Origin of the sequence: Pseudomonas faucium (genome assembly GCF_021602585.1) — a bacterium.
Lineage (GTDB): Bacteria > Pseudomonadota > Gammaproteobacteria > Pseudomonadales > Pseudomonadaceae > Aquipseudomonas > Aquipseudomonas faucium.
This window is the reverse complement of record NZ_BQIP01000004.1, coordinates 317007-331213: the sequence shown is the minus strand read 5'-3', so window position 1 is coordinate 331213 and position 14207 is coordinate 317007. Positions and strand designations below refer to the sequence as shown.

Here is a 14207-nt window from a genome sequence, read left to right as displayed (position 1 = left end):
GCGTGCCGAACTACCCGGACATCACCCGCGTGTCGAAGATCGTCGACAAGCACAAGGTCAACATCCTCTACACCGCGCCCACCGCCATCCGCGCGATGATGGCCGAGGGCGAGGCCGCCGTGGCCGGTGCCGACGGCTCCAGCCTGCGCCTGCTGGGCTCGGTGGGCGAGCCGATCAACCCCGAGGCGTGGAACTGGTACTACAAGACCGTCGGCAAGGAACGTTGCCCGATCGTCGACACCTGGTGGCAGACCGAGACCGGCGGCGTGCTGATCAGCCCGCTGCCAGGTGCCACCGCGCTCAAGCCAGGCTCGGCGACCCGCCCGTTCTTCGGCGTGGTGCCGGCGCTGGTGGACAACCTGGGCAACCTGATCGAGGGCGCCGCCGAGGGCAACCTGGTGATCCTCGACTCCTGGCCGGGCCAGTCGCGTTCGCTGTACGGCGACCACGACCGCTTCGTCGACACCTACTTCAAGACCTTCCGCGGCATGTACTTCACCGGTGACGGCGCGCGCCGCGACGAGGATGGCTACTACTGGATCACCGGCCGGGTGGATGACGTGCTCAACGTCTCCGGGCACCGCATGGGCACCGCCGAGATCGAGAGCGCCATGGTCGCGCATCCCAAGGTCGCCGAGGCGGCGGTGGTGGGCGTGCCGCACGACATCAAGGGCCAGGGCATCTATGTGTACGTGACCCTCAATGCCGGCGAGGAGTCGAGCGAGCAGTTGCGCCTGGAGCTGAAGAACTGGGTGCGCAAGGAAATCGGCCCGATCGCCTCGCCGGACGTGATCCAGTGGGCGCCGGGGCTGCCGAAAACCCGCTCGGGCAAGATCATGCGGCGCATCCTGCGCAAGATCGCCACGGGGGAATACGATGCGCTGGGGGACATCTCGACCCTGGCTGACCCTGGGGTGGTGCAGCATTTGATCGACACCCACAAGGCGATGAGCCTGGCGACTGCCTGAGGTACTTGGGGCTGCGTTGCAGCCCAATCGCCGGCAAGCCGGCTCCCACAGGGATCGCGCAGCCACTGTGGGAGCCGGCTTGCCGGCGATTGGGCCGCAAAGCGGCCCCGGCTTAAGCAAAAACCCCGCTCGGGCAACCGGCGGGGTTTTTGCTTAAGTGTTACCCGACATTCATCGGTAACTCTTCTGTCACCGCTTTCGCACAAAAACGAGGCGCCCGGGAACATTTACGACCCGATTCGGTGCGCTGCCATAGCCATTTTTTGCAACGCAGCACGCTGCACTTGCCGTAACACAAGGCTTTGCCAATAATAGGCCCAGTAATTGCTAGTCCAATGGGTTCTATTTCTTGCGCTCTTGCATATTCTGCAAAGGCTGTCAACCTCGCCCGCTGCGGTTTCAGGCGCTTCTGTAAGTAGTTGTCGCTTTGAAGAAATATCGACTACCGGGCTGTCGTTAAAATGCCACTCACTCGCTCGTGGTCTGCGACCTTGGTCGAACCCTGCGCGGCTCGCGTTGTACCCATTCGCATAACGGGCAGTTGTTTCCCCTGCCTTGTATTGCCCCGTACCGATGGAGTTACCTGATGAAGAAGCTCGCACTGCTTGGCGCCCTGGCGCTTTCCGTGTTTTCCCTGGTGTCGCAGGCCGATGATGTAAAACCGTTGAAGATCGGTATCGAAGCCGCCTACCCACCCTTCGCCTTCAAGCAGCCAGACGGCAGCATCGCCGGTTTCGACTACGACATCGGCAACGCCCTGTGTGAAGAGATGAAAGCCAAGTGCACCTGGGTCGAGCAGGAGTTCGACGGCCTGATCCCGGCGCTGAAAGTGCGCAAGATCGACGCCATCCTGTCGTCCATGTCGATCACCGACGATCGCAAGAAGTCGGTCGACTTCACCAAGCGCTACTACCTGACCCCGGCGCGCCTGGTCATGAAGCAAGGCACCACCGTCAGCGACAGCCTGAGCGAGCTCAGCGGCAAGAAGATCGGCGTGCAGCGCGGCTCGATCCACGACCGCTTCGCCAAGGAAGTGCTGGCTCCCAAGGGCGCTACCGTCGTGCCATACGGCACCCAGAACGAAATCTACCTCGACGTCGCCGCCGGCCGCCTCGACGGCACCGTGGCCGATGCCACCCTGCTCGAAGATGGCTTCCTGAAAACCGACGCCGGCAAGGGCTTTGCCTTCGTTGGCCCTTCGTTCACCGACGTGAAGTACTTCGGTGACGGCGTCGGCATCGCCGTGCGCAAGGGCGACGACGCCAACCGCGAGCGCATCAACCAGGCGATCGACGCGATTCGTGCCAACGGCAAGTACAAGCAGATCGAAGCCAAGTACTTCAATTTCGACATCTACGGTCCAGACTCGAACTAAGTCGTCGAGTTTCACCTGTGCAATGGTGCAAACAGCAGAGGCTCTGAGGTTTGCACCATTTTTCATTCTCTAGGTCGAGGACCTCATCATGTTGAAAGGCTACGGGGCAGTCATCCTCGACGGGGCGTGGCTGACGCTGCAGCTCGCCCTGTCGTCGATGGCCCTGGCCATCGTGCTCGGCCTGATTGGCGTGGCGCTGCGCTTGTCGCCGGTGCGCTGGCTGGCCTGGTTGGGCGATATGTACGCCACGGTGATCCGTGGTATTCCGGACCTGGTGCTGATCCTGCTGATCTTCTACGGCGGGCAGGACATCATCAACCGTGTGGCGCCGCTGGTCGGCTATGACGATTACATCGACCTGAACCCGCTGGTGGCGGGTATCGGTACGTTGGGCTTCATCTTTGGCGCCTACCTGTCGGAAACCTTCCGCGGCGCCTTCCTCGGTATTCCCAAGGGCCAGGCCGAAGCCGGCGTGGCCTATGGCATGAGCAACCGCCAGGTGTTCTTCCGCATCCTGGTGCCGCAGATGATCCGCCTGGCGATCCCGGGCTTCACCAACAACTGGCTGGTGCTGACCAAGGCCACCGCGCTGATTTCGGTGGTCGGCCTGCAGGACATGATGTTCAAGGCCAAGCAGGCGGCAGACGCCACCCGCGAACCCTTCACCTTCTTCCTGGCGGTGGCGGCGTTGTACCTGGTGATCACCAGCGTCTCGCTGCTGGCCCTGAAGTATCTCGAGAAGCGCTACTCGGTGGGCGTCAAGGTGGCTGAGCTATGATTTTCGACTACAACGTCATCTGGGAAGCCATGCCGCTGTACCTGGGCGGCCTGTTGACCACCCTCAAGCTGCTGGCGCTGTCGCTGCTGTTCGGCTTGCTGGCGGCGGTGCCGCTGGGGCTGATGCGGGTGTCCAAGCAGCCGCTGGTGAACATGAGCGCCTGGCTCTACACCTACGTGATCCGCGGCACGCCGATGCTGGTGCAGCTGTTCCTGATCTACTACGGCCTGGCCCAGTTCGAGGCGGTGCGCGAGAGCATCTTCTGGCCGTGGCTGTCCAGCGCGACCTTCTGCGCCTGCCTGGCGTTTGCCGTCAACACCAGCGCCTACACCGCCGAAATCATCGCCGGCAGCCTCAAGGCCACGCCCCATGGCGAGATCGAGGCGGCCAAGGCCATGGGCATGTCGCGCATGAAGATGTACCGCCGCATCCTGCTGCCTTCGGCCTTGCGTCGGGCGCTGCCGCAGTACAGCAACGAAGTGATCATGATGCTGCAGACCACCAGCCTGGCGTCGATCGTGACCCTGATCGACATCACCGGTGCCGCGCGCACGGTCAATGCCCAGTACTACCTGCCTTTCGAGGCCTACATCACGGCGGGCGTGTTCTACCTGTGCCTGACCTTCATCCTGGTGCGCCTGTTCAAGCTGGCCGAACGCCGTTGGCTCGGCTACCTGGCGCCGCGCAAGCACTGAACGCTCTGTGAGAACCGACAGCATGTACAAACTCGAAGTCCAAGACCTGCACAAGCGCTACGGCAGCCATGAAGTGCTCAAGGGCGTGTCCCTGGCGGCCAAGGCAGGCGATGTGATCAGCATCATCGGCTCCAGCGGTTCGGGCAAGTCGACCTTCCTGCGCTGCATCAACCTGCTCGAGCAGCCGCACGCGGGCAAGATCCTGCTCAACAACGAAGAGCTGAAGATGGTCGCCGGCAAGGATGGCGCGCTCAAGGCGGCCGACCCGCGCCAGTTGCAGCGCATGCGTTCGCGCCTGTCGATGGTGTTCCAGCATTTCAACCTGTGGTCGCACATGACGGCGCTGGAGAACATCATCGAAGCGCCGGTGCACGTGCTCGGCGTGAGCAAGAAGGAAGCCCTGGAAAAGGCCGAGCACTACCTGGCCAAGGTGGGCGTGGCGCACCGCAAGGACGCCTTCCCCGGGCACATGTCCGGCGGTGAGCAGCAGCGCGTGGCAATCGCCCGGGCCCTGGCCATGGAGCCTGAGGTGATGCTGTTCGACGAGCCGACCTCGGCGCTCGACCCGGAGCTGGTGGGCGATGTGCTCAAGGTGATGCAGGCGCTGGCCCAGGAAGGCCGCACCATGGTGGTGGTGACCCACGAGATGGGCTTTGCCCGCGAGGTGTCCAACCAGCTGGTGTTCCTGCACAAGGGCCTGGTCGAAGAAACCGGCTGCCCGCGCGAAGTGCTGGCCAACCCGCAATCCGAGCGGCTCAAGCAGTTTCTCTCGGGCAGCCTCAAGTAAAGGCTGCATCTTTGCACCAGAATAGGGCATGCTGCGCAGCGAGCACAGCCTGCCCACGGCGCCACAGACGCGAACGACCTCAGGTTTCGGACCTTACCCTATGACCACCCAGCGAATCGGTTTTCTCATCTGGCCCAGCACCAAGCCTCTGACCCTGGCGCTGGCGGAGGAGGTGTTGCAGGTGGCCCAGCGGGTGCATCCGGACGTGGTCTACGAGCTGGCCTTCCTCCAGGCCGAGCCTGCCGAGGAGGGCGCCTGGCGCCTGCCGGGCGAGCCCTGGAACGGCCGCCTGGAAGGCTGTCACAAGCTGTTCTTGCTGGCGGACGACTTGCCCCAGGCGATCGGCTCGGCCCTGTCGGCGGCGCTCAAGCAGGTGGCGCGCAGTGGTTGCATGATTGGCGGGTTGTCTGCCGGCGTGTACCCGCTGGCCATGCTCGGCCTGCTCGATGGCTACCGCGCGGCGGTGCACTGGCGCTGGCAGGACGATTTTGCAGAGCGCTTCCCCAAGGTCATTGCCACCAGCCACCTGTTCGACTGGGACCGTGACCGCCTCACGGCCTGCGGCGGCATGGCGGTGACCGACCTATTGCTGGCGGTGCTGGCGCGTGACCATGGCGCGGAGCTGGCGGGGGCGGTGTCCGAAGAGCTGGTGGTCGAGCGCATCCGCGAAGGGGGCGAGCGCCAGCGTATTCCGCTGCAGAATCGCCTGGGTTCCAGCCACCCGAAGCTGACCCAGGCGGTGCTGCTGATGGAGGCCAATATCGAAGAGCCGCTGACCACCGACGAAATCGCCCAGCACGTGTGCGTGTCGCGCCGGCAGTTGGAGCGCATCTTCAAGCAGTACCTCAATCGCGTGCCCAGCCAGTATTACCTGGAGCTGCGCCTGAACAAGGCGCGGCAGATGCTGATGCAGACCAGCAAGTCGATCATCCAGATCGGCTTGTCCTGCGGGTTCTCCTCGGGGCCGCATTTCTCCAGTGCCTACCGCAACTTCTTTGGTGCGACGCCGCGCGAAGACCGCAATCAGCGCCGTAGCAGCAGCCCGTTCGAGTTGAGCTCGGCGCCTGCCGAAAAGGGCTGATGTGCCTTGGGGTGCATGCCTTGAGTTTTATGGCGACCATGAGATCGAGCGCCGCCCGCGCGGCGCATCGCGGATAAATCCGCTCCCACATTTGTTGCAACGTGCCGCGGTCTGTCAGGCCATGGTTGCCCGCCTTTGGCTCCCGCCGAGACACTGCGTCGTACTCACGAGGCTGACAACCATGGCCTATCAGGCATAGGTACGTTGCAACAAATGTGGGAGCGGATTTATCCGCGATGCGCCGCGCGGGCGGCGCTCGATTTATGCGGCGCCACAAAATCAACGCCCTACACCCCGCACCCCCTCCAATTGAATGTGAACACCCGTTCACCCAGCCCCCCGCTGCCGTTACACTGCGCGATTGCGACAGTGTTTGTCGCATTGCCGAAAGCCTGGCTAAAACAGGGTTTTGCGCTGTAACAAGTTGTCGCTTGGCCGCAAGGACAGGCGCGGATCAGTCCTTACAATCCCCCCATCGCTCGCCACTTCCAGGCCAGCGTTCCTCTTCAGGAGACTCAGATGTCCGTTGAGCAAGCCCCGGTGCAACGTGCCGATTTCGACCAGGTCATGGTTCCCAACTATTCTCCGGCGGCCTTCATTCCTGTGCGAGGCGAGGGTTCCCGCGTGTGGGACCAGTCGGGCCGTGAGCTCATCGACTTTGCCGGCGGCATCGCGGTGAACGCCCTGGGCCATTGCCACCCGGCGCTGGTCAAGGCCCTGACCGATCAGGCCAACACCCTCTGGCACGTCTCCAACGTCTTCACCAACGAGCCGGCCCTGCGCCTGGCGCACAAGCTGGTCGACGCCACCTTTGCCGAGCGTGCCTTCTTCTGCAACTCCGGCGCCGAATCCAACGAGGCCGCCTTCAAGCTGGCCCGTCGCGTGGCCCACGACCGCTTCGGCCCGGACAAGCACGAAATCATCGCCACCGTGAACAGCTTCCACGGGCGCACGCTGTTCACCGTCAGCGTCGGCGGCCAGCCGAAGTACTCCGACGGCTTCGGCCCGAAGATCACCGGCATCAGCCATGTGCCATACAACGACCTGGAAGCGCTGAAGGCACAGATTTCCGACAAGACCTGCGCCGTGGTGATCGAGCCGATCCAGGGCGAGAGCGGCGTGGTGCCGGCCGACAAGGCCTACCTGGAAGGCGCCCGCAAGCTGTGTGACGAGCACAACGCGCTGCTGATCTTCGATGAAGTGCAGACCGGCGTCGGCCGCACCGGCTCGCTGTATGCCTACCAGCACTACGGCGTGACCCCGGACATCCTCACCAGTGCCAAGAGCCTGGGCGGTGGCTTCCCGATCGGTGCCATGCTCACCACCAGCGACATCGCCAAGCACCTGGCGGTCGGCACCCACGGCACCACCTATGGCGGCAACCCGCTGGGCTGCGCCGTGGCCTGCGCGGTGCTGGACGTGATCAACACCCCAGAGACCCTGGCTGGCATCAAGGCCAAGCACGAACGCTTCAAAGCCCGCCTGGAGAAGATCGGCCAAGAGACTGGCCTGTTCACCCAGGTGCGCGGCGTCGGCCTGCTGATCGGCTGCGTGCTGAGCGATGCCTGGAAGGGCAAGGCCAAGGACATCCTCAACGCCGCCGAGAAGGAAGGCGTGATGGTGCTGCAGGCCGGCCCCGACGTGGTGCGCTTCGCGCCGAGCCTGGTGGTCGAGGACGCCGACATCGATGAAGGCCTGGAGCGCTTCGAGCGTGCCGTGGCCAACCTGATCAAGGGCTGATTCGCCTGCGATCCGCTCGCCGGCGCCCACCCGCGCCGGCGAACCCTGATTTTCACAGCGGGTGCGTGCATGCAGGCACCCGCCGTTTTCTCGCGCCGTCGTGCACGGCCCGTTTTTCCAAAGGAGTGACACCATGCTGGTGATGCGCCCCGCGCAAATGGCTGATCTGAACGAAGTGCAGCGCATGGCTGCGGACAGCCCCGTTGGTGTCACCTCGCTGCCGGACGATGCTGCCCGCCTGGGCGACAAGATCGCCGCCTCGGAAACCTCGTTCGCCGCCGAAGTCAGCTTCAACGGCGAGGAGAGCTACTTCTTCGTGCTCGAGGACAGCGCCACCGGCAAGCTTGCCGGTTGCTCGGCCATCGTCGCCTCGGCCGGCTATTCCGAGCCGTTCTACAGCTTTCGTAACGAGACCTTCGTGCACGCCTCGCGCGAGCTGAAGATCCACAACAAGATCCACGTCCTGTCGCTGTGCCACGACCTCACCGGCAACAGCCTGCTGACCAGTTTCTACGTGCTGCCCGAGCTGGTCGACAGCGGCTGGGCCGAACTCAACTCGCGCGGCCGCCTGCTGTTCATGGCCTCGCACCCGGAGCGCTTCGCCGAGTCGGTGGTTACCGAAATCGTCGGCTACAGCGACGAGCAGGGCGAGTCGCCGTTCTGGGACGCCATCGGGCGCAACTTCTTCGACCTCAACTACGCCCACGCCGAGCGCCTGTGCGGCCTGAAGAGCCGCACCTTCCTCGCCGAGCTGATGCCGCACTACCCGATCTACGTGCCACTGCTGCCCGACGCTGCGCAAGAGGCCATGGGCCAAGTGCACCCGCGTGCGCAGATCACCTTCGACATCCTCATGCGCGAAGGCTTCGAGACCGAGCACTACATCGACATCTTCGACGGCGGGCCGACCCTGCACGCACGGGCTTCGGGCATCCGCTCGATCGCCCAGAGCCGCGTGGTGCCGGTGAAGCTGGAAGAGGCGCCGGCCAAGGGCGGGCGCCAGTACCTGGTGTGCAACGGCCAGCTGCAGGACTACCGCGCCGTGCTGCTGGAGCTGGACTGGGTGCCGGGCAAACCGGTCGGCCTGAGCGCCGAAGCGGCCGAAGCGCTGGGTGTGGGCGAGGGCGCCAGCGTGCGCCTGGTCGCGGTCTGAAGCCTGGGAACAGAGTTTTGCGGTGGCGCTCGCTGCCGCACAAGGAGATAGCATGATCGTTCGTCCTGTACGCAGCAGCGATTTACCCGCGCTGATCGAATTGGCTCGCAGCACCGGTACCACCGGCCTGACCACCTTGCCGGCCAACGAAGAGCGCCTCGGCCACCGCGTCGGCTGGGCCGAGAAGAGCTTCCGTGGCGAAGCGGAGCGTGGCGACACCGACTACCTGTTCGTGCTGGAAAACGATGAAGGCATGGTGGTGGGCATCAGCGCCATCGCCGGTGCCGTCGGCCTGCGCGAGCCCTGGTACAACTACCGGGTCGGCCTGACCGTCAGCGCCTCGCAGGAGCTGAACATCTACCGCGAAATCCCGACCCTGTTCCTGGCCAACGACCTGACCGGCAATTCCGAGCTGTGCTCGTTGTTCCTGCGCAGTGACTACCGTTCCGGGCTCAATGGCCGCTTGCTGTCGCGCGCGCGCATGCTGTTCATCGCCGAGTTCCCCGAACTGTTCGGCAACAAGATCATCGCCGAAATGCGCGGCATGTCCGATGAGCAGGGGCGCTCGCCGTTCTGGGAAAGCCTGGGCCGGCATTTTTTCAAGATGGAGTTCAGCCAGGCCGACTACCTCACCGGCGTGGGCAACAAGTCGTTCATCGCCGAGCTGATGCCCAAGTTCCCGCTGTACACCTGCTTCCTGTCGGAGGCGGCGCGCAATGTGATCGGCCGCGTGCACACCGATACCGAGCCTGCGCTGGCCATGCTCAAGCAGGAAGGCTTCAGCTACCAGGGCTACGTCGACATCTTCGACGCCGGCCCCGCCATCGAGTGCGAAACCTCGAAGATCCGCGCGGTGCGCGAAAGCCAGAACCTGGTGCTGGCCGTCGGCACCCCAGGCGACGACGCCACGCCATACATCATCCACAACCGCAAGCGCGATGACTGCCGCATCACCGCTGCGCCCGCGCGCCTGGCCGCCGGCACCCTGGTGGTCGACCCCTTGACCGCCAAGCGCCTGCGCATGGGTGCAGGCGACAACGTGCGCGCCGTGCCGCTGTCGGCAAGCCGGGAGGCCCAGTAAATGACCACGCATTACATTGCCGGCACCTGGCAGGCCGGCCAGGGCGATGCCCTGCAGTCGCTCAACCCGGTGACCCAGGCGGTCATCTGGCAAGGCCAGGGCGCCGCTGCCGGCCAGGTCGAGGCTGCCGTGCAAGCCGCTCGCCAGGCCTTCCCGGCCTGGGCCCAGTTGAGCCTGGAAGCGCGCATCGACGTGCTGGAAAAATTCGCCGAGCAGCTCAAGCAGCATGCCGAAGCCCTGGCCCACTGCATTGGCGAGGAAACCGGCAAGCCGTTGTGGGAATCGGCCACCGAAGTCACCAGCATGGTCAACAAGGTGGCGATCTCGGTGCAGAGCTATCGCGAGCGCACCGGTGAAAAGAGCGGGCCGCTGGCCGATGCCACGGCGGTGCTGCGGCACAAGCCGCATGGCGTGGTGGCGGTGTTCGGCCCCTACAACTTCCCCGGCCACCTGCCCAACGGGCATATCGTGCCGGCGCTGCTGGCGGGTAACTGCGTGGTGTTCAAGCCCAGCGAGCTGACGCCCAAGGTTGCCGAGCTCACGGTCAATTGCTGGATTGCCGCCGGCCTGCCGGCGGGCGTGCTGAACCTGGTCCAGGGCGCCCGCGAAACTGGCGTGGCCCTGGCTGCCAACCCGGGGATCGATGGGCTGTTCTTCACCGGCTCCAGCCGCACCGGCAACCTCTTGCACCAGCAGTTTGCCGGGCGCCCGGACAAGATCCTGGCCCTGGAAATGGGCGGCAACAACCCGCTGCTGGTCGATCAGGTCAAAGACCTCGACGCCGCGGTGTACACCATCATCCAGTCGGCCTTCATCTCCGCCGGCCAGCGCTGCACCTGCGCCCGTCGCCTGCTGGTGCCGGCAGGGGCCTGGGGCGATTCGCTGATCGCGCGCCTGGTCGAGGTGAGCAAGAGCCTCACTGTCGGAGCCTTCGACCAGCAGCCAGCACCCTTCATGGGGGCGGTGATCTCGCTGCAGGCGGCGCAGGCCCTGGTGGCGGCCCAGGCTGAACTGCTCGCCAAGGGCGCGGTGGCCTTGCTGCCGCTGACCCAGCCACAGGCCAACGCTGCGCTGCTGACGCCGGGCATCGTCGATGTGACCGCAGTGGTCGAGCGCCCGGATGAAGAGTTCTTCGGCCCGCTGTTGCAGGTGATCCGCTACGCCGACTTCGATGCCGCCATCGACGAGGCCAACAACACCCAGTACGGCCTGGCCGCCGGCCTGCTGTCCGATTCCCGGGCGCGCTACCAGTACTTCTGGCTGCGCAGCCGCGCCGGCATCGTCAACTGGAACAAGCAACTGACCGGCGCCGCCAGCAGCGCGCCGTTCGGTGGGGTAGGGGCCAGCGGCAACCACCGCGCCAGTGCCTATTACGCGGCCGATTACTGCGCCTACCCCGTGGCTTCGCTGGAGACCGCCAGCCTTGCCTTGCCGGCGTCGCTGACGCCGGGCGTCACCCTATAACAACAGGTCTCGGAGCCTAGCCGATGAAATCCTATGAAGTGAATTTTGATGGCCTGGTGGGGCCTACCCACAACTATGGCGGCCTGTCCTACGGCAACGTGGCTTCGCAGAGCAACAGCCAGCAGGCGTCCAACCCGCGTGAAGCGGCGCGCCAGGGCCTGGCGAAGATGAAGGCGCTGGCCGACATGGGCTTCCAGCAGGGCGTGCTGGCGCCGCAGGAGCGCCCGGACGTGGCGGCGCTGCGCCGCCTGGGCTTTGCCGGCAGCGATGCCGAGGTGATCCAGCGCGCCGCCAAGGAGGCCATGCCGCTGCTGGTCGCCAGTTGCTCGGCGTCGAGCATGTGGGTGGCCAATGCCGCCACTGTCAGCCCCAGCGCCGACACCGCCGATGGCCGCGTGCATTTCACCGCCGCCAACCTCAACTGCAAGTACCACCGCAGCATCGAGCACCCGACCACCAGCCGCGTGCTGGCGGCCATGTTCAACGACGACAGGCACTTTGCCCATCACCCGGCGCTGCCTGCGGTTGCGCAGTTCGGTGACGAAGGCGCGGCCAACCACACGCGCTTCTGCCGCCGCTATGGCGAGGCGGGCGTCGAGTTCTTCGTCTACGGCCGCAGCGCGTTCGACAGCCGCTACCCGGCACCGCAGAAATACCCTGCGCGCCAGACGCTTGAAGCCTCCCAGGCCGTGGCCCGGCTGCACGGCCTGAGCGATGACGGGGTGGTCTACGCTCAACAGAACCCGGCGGTGATCGACCAGGGCGTGTTCCACAACGATGTGATCGCGGTGGGCAACGGCGAGGTGCTGTTCTACCACGAGGACGCCTTCCTCGAGACCGACGCGGTGCTTGGCCAACTACAGGCTAAACTGGCCAGCAAGGGTGGCCATTTCCAGGCCATCCAGGTGCCACGCGCGGCCGTGACGGTAGAAGACGCAGTGCGTTCGTACCTGTTCAACAGCCAGCTGCTGAGCCGCGAAGATGGTTCGATGCTGCTGGTGGTGCCGGAAGAGTGCCGCAACAACGAGCGGGTCTGGGCGTACCTGAACCAGTTGACCGCCCAGGGCGGCGCGGTGCGCGAGGTCAAGGTGTTCGACCTCAAGCAGAGCATGCAGAATGGCGGTGGCCCCGCGTGCCTGCGCTTGCGCGTGGCGTTGAAGGAAACGGAACTGGCGGCGGTCAATCCAGGCGTTATCATGACCGCCCCGTTGTACGACACGCTGCTGCAGTGGGTCGACAAGCACTACCGCGACCGCCTTGGCGAAGCGGACCTTGCCGACCCGCAGCTGCTGGTGGAATGCCGTACCGCGCTGGATGAGTTGACCCAGATCCTGAAGTTGGGTTCGGTCTATCCGTTCCAACGCCAACCTTGAAGAGAGAACCTGTAATGACCGACGCCATGCGCCTGATCCTCGAAGATTCCGACGGCACCCAGCTGGAAACCTCCTGCACGCGCTTTGCCGTGGTCTGGCAAGGCAAGGAAGTGTGGATTCAGCAAGATGGCCGCGGCCAGCTGCTGATCGGCGTGGATGTCGATGAAAACGACACCGAGTACGCCAACCTGCTGCTGCGCCCGATGGCCACCAACCTGGTCAGCCTGCAGCTGGAGATGGAGCCGGCCGATGCTGGCGAAGGCGACGATCACGTCCATGGCCCCGACTGCGGCCACCACCACTAAGGAAGCGCCTATGCTCGCCCTTGGCAAACTGCTTGAGCTGACCCTGACCGATCACGAGCCGGCCGAGAAGACCCAAGTGACACCCAAGGGCGTGCGGTTGCGCTGGCTGGGCGAGGGCGCACTGGAGGTGCGCCCGCCGGAAACCGAGGACTGTGGGCTGGACCTGCTGCTCTCGGCCGGCATCCACGGCAACGAGACGGCGCCGATCGAGCTGCTCGAGCGGCTGCTGCATGGCGTGGCCAACGGCAAGATCAAGCCCCGTGCGCGGGTGCTGTTCCTGTTCGGCAACCCGGTGGCGATCCGCAAGGGCGAGCGCTTCATCGAGCAGGACATCAACCGCCTGTTCAATGGCCGCCACGAACTTTCCAGTGGCTTCGAGGCACTGCGTGCCGCGGAGCTCGAACAATTTGCCCGGGTGTTCTTCAGCAAACCCGAGCGCACCCGCCTGCATTACGACCTGCACACCGCCATCCGCGGCTCGAAGATCGAGCAGTTCGCCTTGTACCCTTATAAAGAGGGGCGCAAGCATTCGCGCCGCGAGCTGGCCCGCCTGGCGGCGGCCGGCATGGAGGCGGTGCTGTTGCAGAGCAAGTCGTCGATCACCTTCAGTGCCTTCACCTACGAACAGCTCGATGCCGAGGCATTCACCCTGGAGCTGGGCAAGGCGCGGCCGTTCGGGCAGAACGAGCAGGTCAACCTCGACAGGCTCGAAGAGCGGCTGATTCGCATCATCGAGGGCACTGAGCCTGAGAACGATGGCTCGCTGGACGGGTTGAAGCTGTTCAGCGTTGCCCGCGAGATCATCAAGCACAGTGACAGCTTCCACCTGCATCTGCCGGCGGATATCGAAAACTTCTCCGAGCTGAGCAAGGGCTACCTCTTGGCTGAGGACCTCGCGGAGATGCGCTGGGTGGTCGAGGAGGAGGGCGCGCGAATCATCTTCCCCAATCCCAAGGTCAGGAATGGGCTGCGTGCCGGGATTCTCATCGTCCCCGACTCGGGGCAGCGGCTGGGCTGAGGTTGCGCCCTCGTTGTAGGAGCGGCCTTGTGTCGCGAAAGGGCTGCGCAGCAGCCCCAGTTAAGTTGCAGCAATGAAGAGATCTGGGGCTGCTGCGCAGCCCTTTCGCGACACAAGGCCGCTCCTACAGCCGGCCGGTCGTCGCTTCATGCTCCCCATGAAAACCTTTTAATTCACCGCCTGTTCCATTTTCCCTTCCCTTGGGCGGTAATTGGCTTGCCAGCGGCAAAAGCCTGCATTTAGCATCCGGTCATGTCTTTTTCGTTTGCTTGAGCTGAAAAGCCGTCCAATCGACGCTTTCTATCGCATAAACACACTGCACCGAGATTGCAGGACCGATATAATGCGGCCCTTTGCCGTCGTTTCGTCGACGTGTTTGCCCAACAGGG

The 14207-nt window shown here is 64.5% G+C and carries 13 protein-coding genes; all 13 read left to right on the top strand.

From position 1 onward, the window contains the following. A partial coding sequence (locus L6D75_RS07840; RefSeq protein WP_236193466.1) for an AMP-binding enzyme occupies positions 1-968 on the top strand: 968 nt, incomplete at its 5' end. 586 nt (positions 969-1554) lie between these two features. Continuing rightward, complete coding sequence (locus L6D75_RS07835) at positions 1555-2343, top strand: ABC transporter substrate-binding protein (RefSeq protein WP_176518119.1); 789 nt, start codon at positions 1555-1557, stop codon at positions 2341-2343. Positions 2344-2431: 88 nt separating this feature from the next. Continuing rightward, entirely contained in the window at positions 2432-3121 is a 690-nt protein-coding gene (locus tag L6D75_RS07830; RefSeq protein WP_176518120.1) for an ABC transporter permease, read from the top strand. Continuing rightward, positions 3118-3816 (top strand): ABC transporter permease, encoded by a 699-nt coding sequence (locus L6D75_RS07825; RefSeq protein WP_176518121.1) that lies wholly within the window; start codon positions 3118-3120, stop codon positions 3814-3816. The genes L6D75_RS07830 and L6D75_RS07825 overlap by 4 nt, the downstream gene beginning before the upstream one ends. Before the next feature lie 22 nt (positions 3817-3838). Beyond that, positions 3839-4603, top strand: a complete 765-nt coding sequence (locus tag L6D75_RS07820) for an ABC transporter ATP-binding protein (protein WP_008096710.1) — start codon at positions 3839-3841, stop codon at positions 4601-4603. Positions 4604-4703: 100 nt separating this feature from the next. After that, complete coding sequence (gene argR, locus L6D75_RS07815; RefSeq protein ID WP_176518122.1) at positions 4704-5684, top strand: transcriptional regulator ArgR; 981 nt, start codon at positions 4704-4706, stop codon at positions 5682-5684. Positions 5685-6203: 519 nt separating this feature from the next. Further along, entirely contained in the window at positions 6204-7424 is a 1221-nt protein-coding gene (locus L6D75_RS07810) for an aspartate aminotransferase family protein (protein WP_176515757.1), read from the top strand. A 133-nt stretch (positions 7425-7557) separates the two neighbouring features. Next, entirely contained in the window at positions 7558-8577 is a 1020-nt protein-coding gene (aruF, locus tag L6D75_RS07805; RefSeq protein WP_176515758.1) for an arginine/ornithine succinyltransferase subunit alpha, read from the top strand. A gap of 52 nt (positions 8578-8629) precedes the next feature. Next, positions 8630-9658 carry an arginine N-succinyltransferase gene (astA, locus tag L6D75_RS07800; RefSeq protein ID WP_176515759.1) on the top strand — a complete coding sequence of 343 codons (1029 nt, stop codon included), beginning with the start codon at positions 8630-8632 and terminating at the stop codon, positions 9656-9658. Continuing rightward, positions 9659-11122, top strand: a complete 1464-nt coding sequence (astD, locus tag L6D75_RS07795) for a succinylglutamate-semialdehyde dehydrogenase (RefSeq protein ID WP_176515761.1) — start codon at positions 9659-9661, stop codon at positions 11120-11122. Positions 11123-11145: 23 nt separating this feature from the next. Continuing rightward, positions 11146-12495, top strand: coding sequence for an N-succinylarginine dihydrolase (astB, locus tag L6D75_RS07790; protein WP_176515763.1), 1350 nt, complete (start codon positions 11146-11148; stop codon positions 12493-12495). Positions 12496-12509: 14 nt separating this feature from the next. Further along, entirely contained in the window at positions 12510-12800 is a 291-nt protein-coding gene (locus tag L6D75_RS07785; protein WP_176515765.1) for a topoisomerase II, read from the top strand. A 10-nt stretch (positions 12801-12810) separates the two neighbouring features. Then, entirely contained in the window at positions 12811-13818 is a 1008-nt protein-coding gene (gene astE / locus L6D75_RS07780) for a succinylglutamate desuccinylase (RefSeq protein WP_176515767.1), read from the top strand. The last annotated feature ends 389 nt before the right edge of the window (positions 13819-14207 follow it).

What these genes read in the sequence shown, in the direction of transcription:
- L6D75_RS07785 (WP_176515765.1), top strand. Translation starts at nt 12,510, where the DNA reads ATGACCGACGCCATGCGCCTGATCCTCGAAGATTCCGACGGCACCCAG.
- astE (WP_176515767.1), top strand. Translation starts at nt 12,811, where the DNA reads ATGCTCGCCCTTGGCAAACTGCTTGAGCTGACCCTGACCGATCACGAG.
- astA (WP_176515759.1), top strand. Translation starts at nt 8,630, where the DNA reads ATGATCGTTCGTCCTGTACGCAGCAGCGATTTACCCGCGCTGATCGAA.
- argR (WP_176518122.1), top strand. Translation starts at nt 4,704, where the DNA reads ATGACCACCCAGCGAATCGGTTTTCTCATCTGGCCCAGCACCAAGCCT.
- L6D75_RS07820 (WP_008096710.1), top strand. Translation starts at nt 3,839, where the DNA reads ATGTACAAACTCGAAGTCCAAGACCTGCACAAGCGCTACGGCAGCCAT.
- L6D75_RS07830 (WP_176518120.1), top strand. Translation starts at nt 2,432, where the DNA reads ATGTTGAAAGGCTACGGGGCAGTCATCCTCGACGGGGCGTGGCTGACG.
- astD (WP_176515761.1), top strand. Translation starts at nt 9,659, where the DNA reads ATGACCACGCATTACATTGCCGGCACCTGGCAGGCCGGCCAGGGCGAT.
- astB (WP_176515763.1), top strand. Translation starts at nt 11,146, where the DNA reads ATGAAATCCTATGAAGTGAATTTTGATGGCCTGGTGGGGCCTACCCAC.
- L6D75_RS07825 (WP_176518121.1), top strand. Translation starts at nt 3,118, where the DNA reads ATGATTTTCGACTACAACGTCATCTGGGAAGCCATGCCGCTGTACCTG.
- L6D75_RS07810 (WP_176515757.1), top strand. Translation starts at nt 6,204, where the DNA reads ATGTCCGTTGAGCAAGCCCCGGTGCAACGTGCCGATTTCGACCAGGTC.
- aruF (WP_176515758.1), top strand. Translation starts at nt 7,558, where the DNA reads ATGCTGGTGATGCGCCCCGCGCAAATGGCTGATCTGAACGAAGTGCAG.
- L6D75_RS07835 (WP_176518119.1), top strand. Translation starts at nt 1,555, where the DNA reads ATGAAGAAGCTCGCACTGCTTGGCGCCCTGGCGCTTTCCGTGTTTTCC.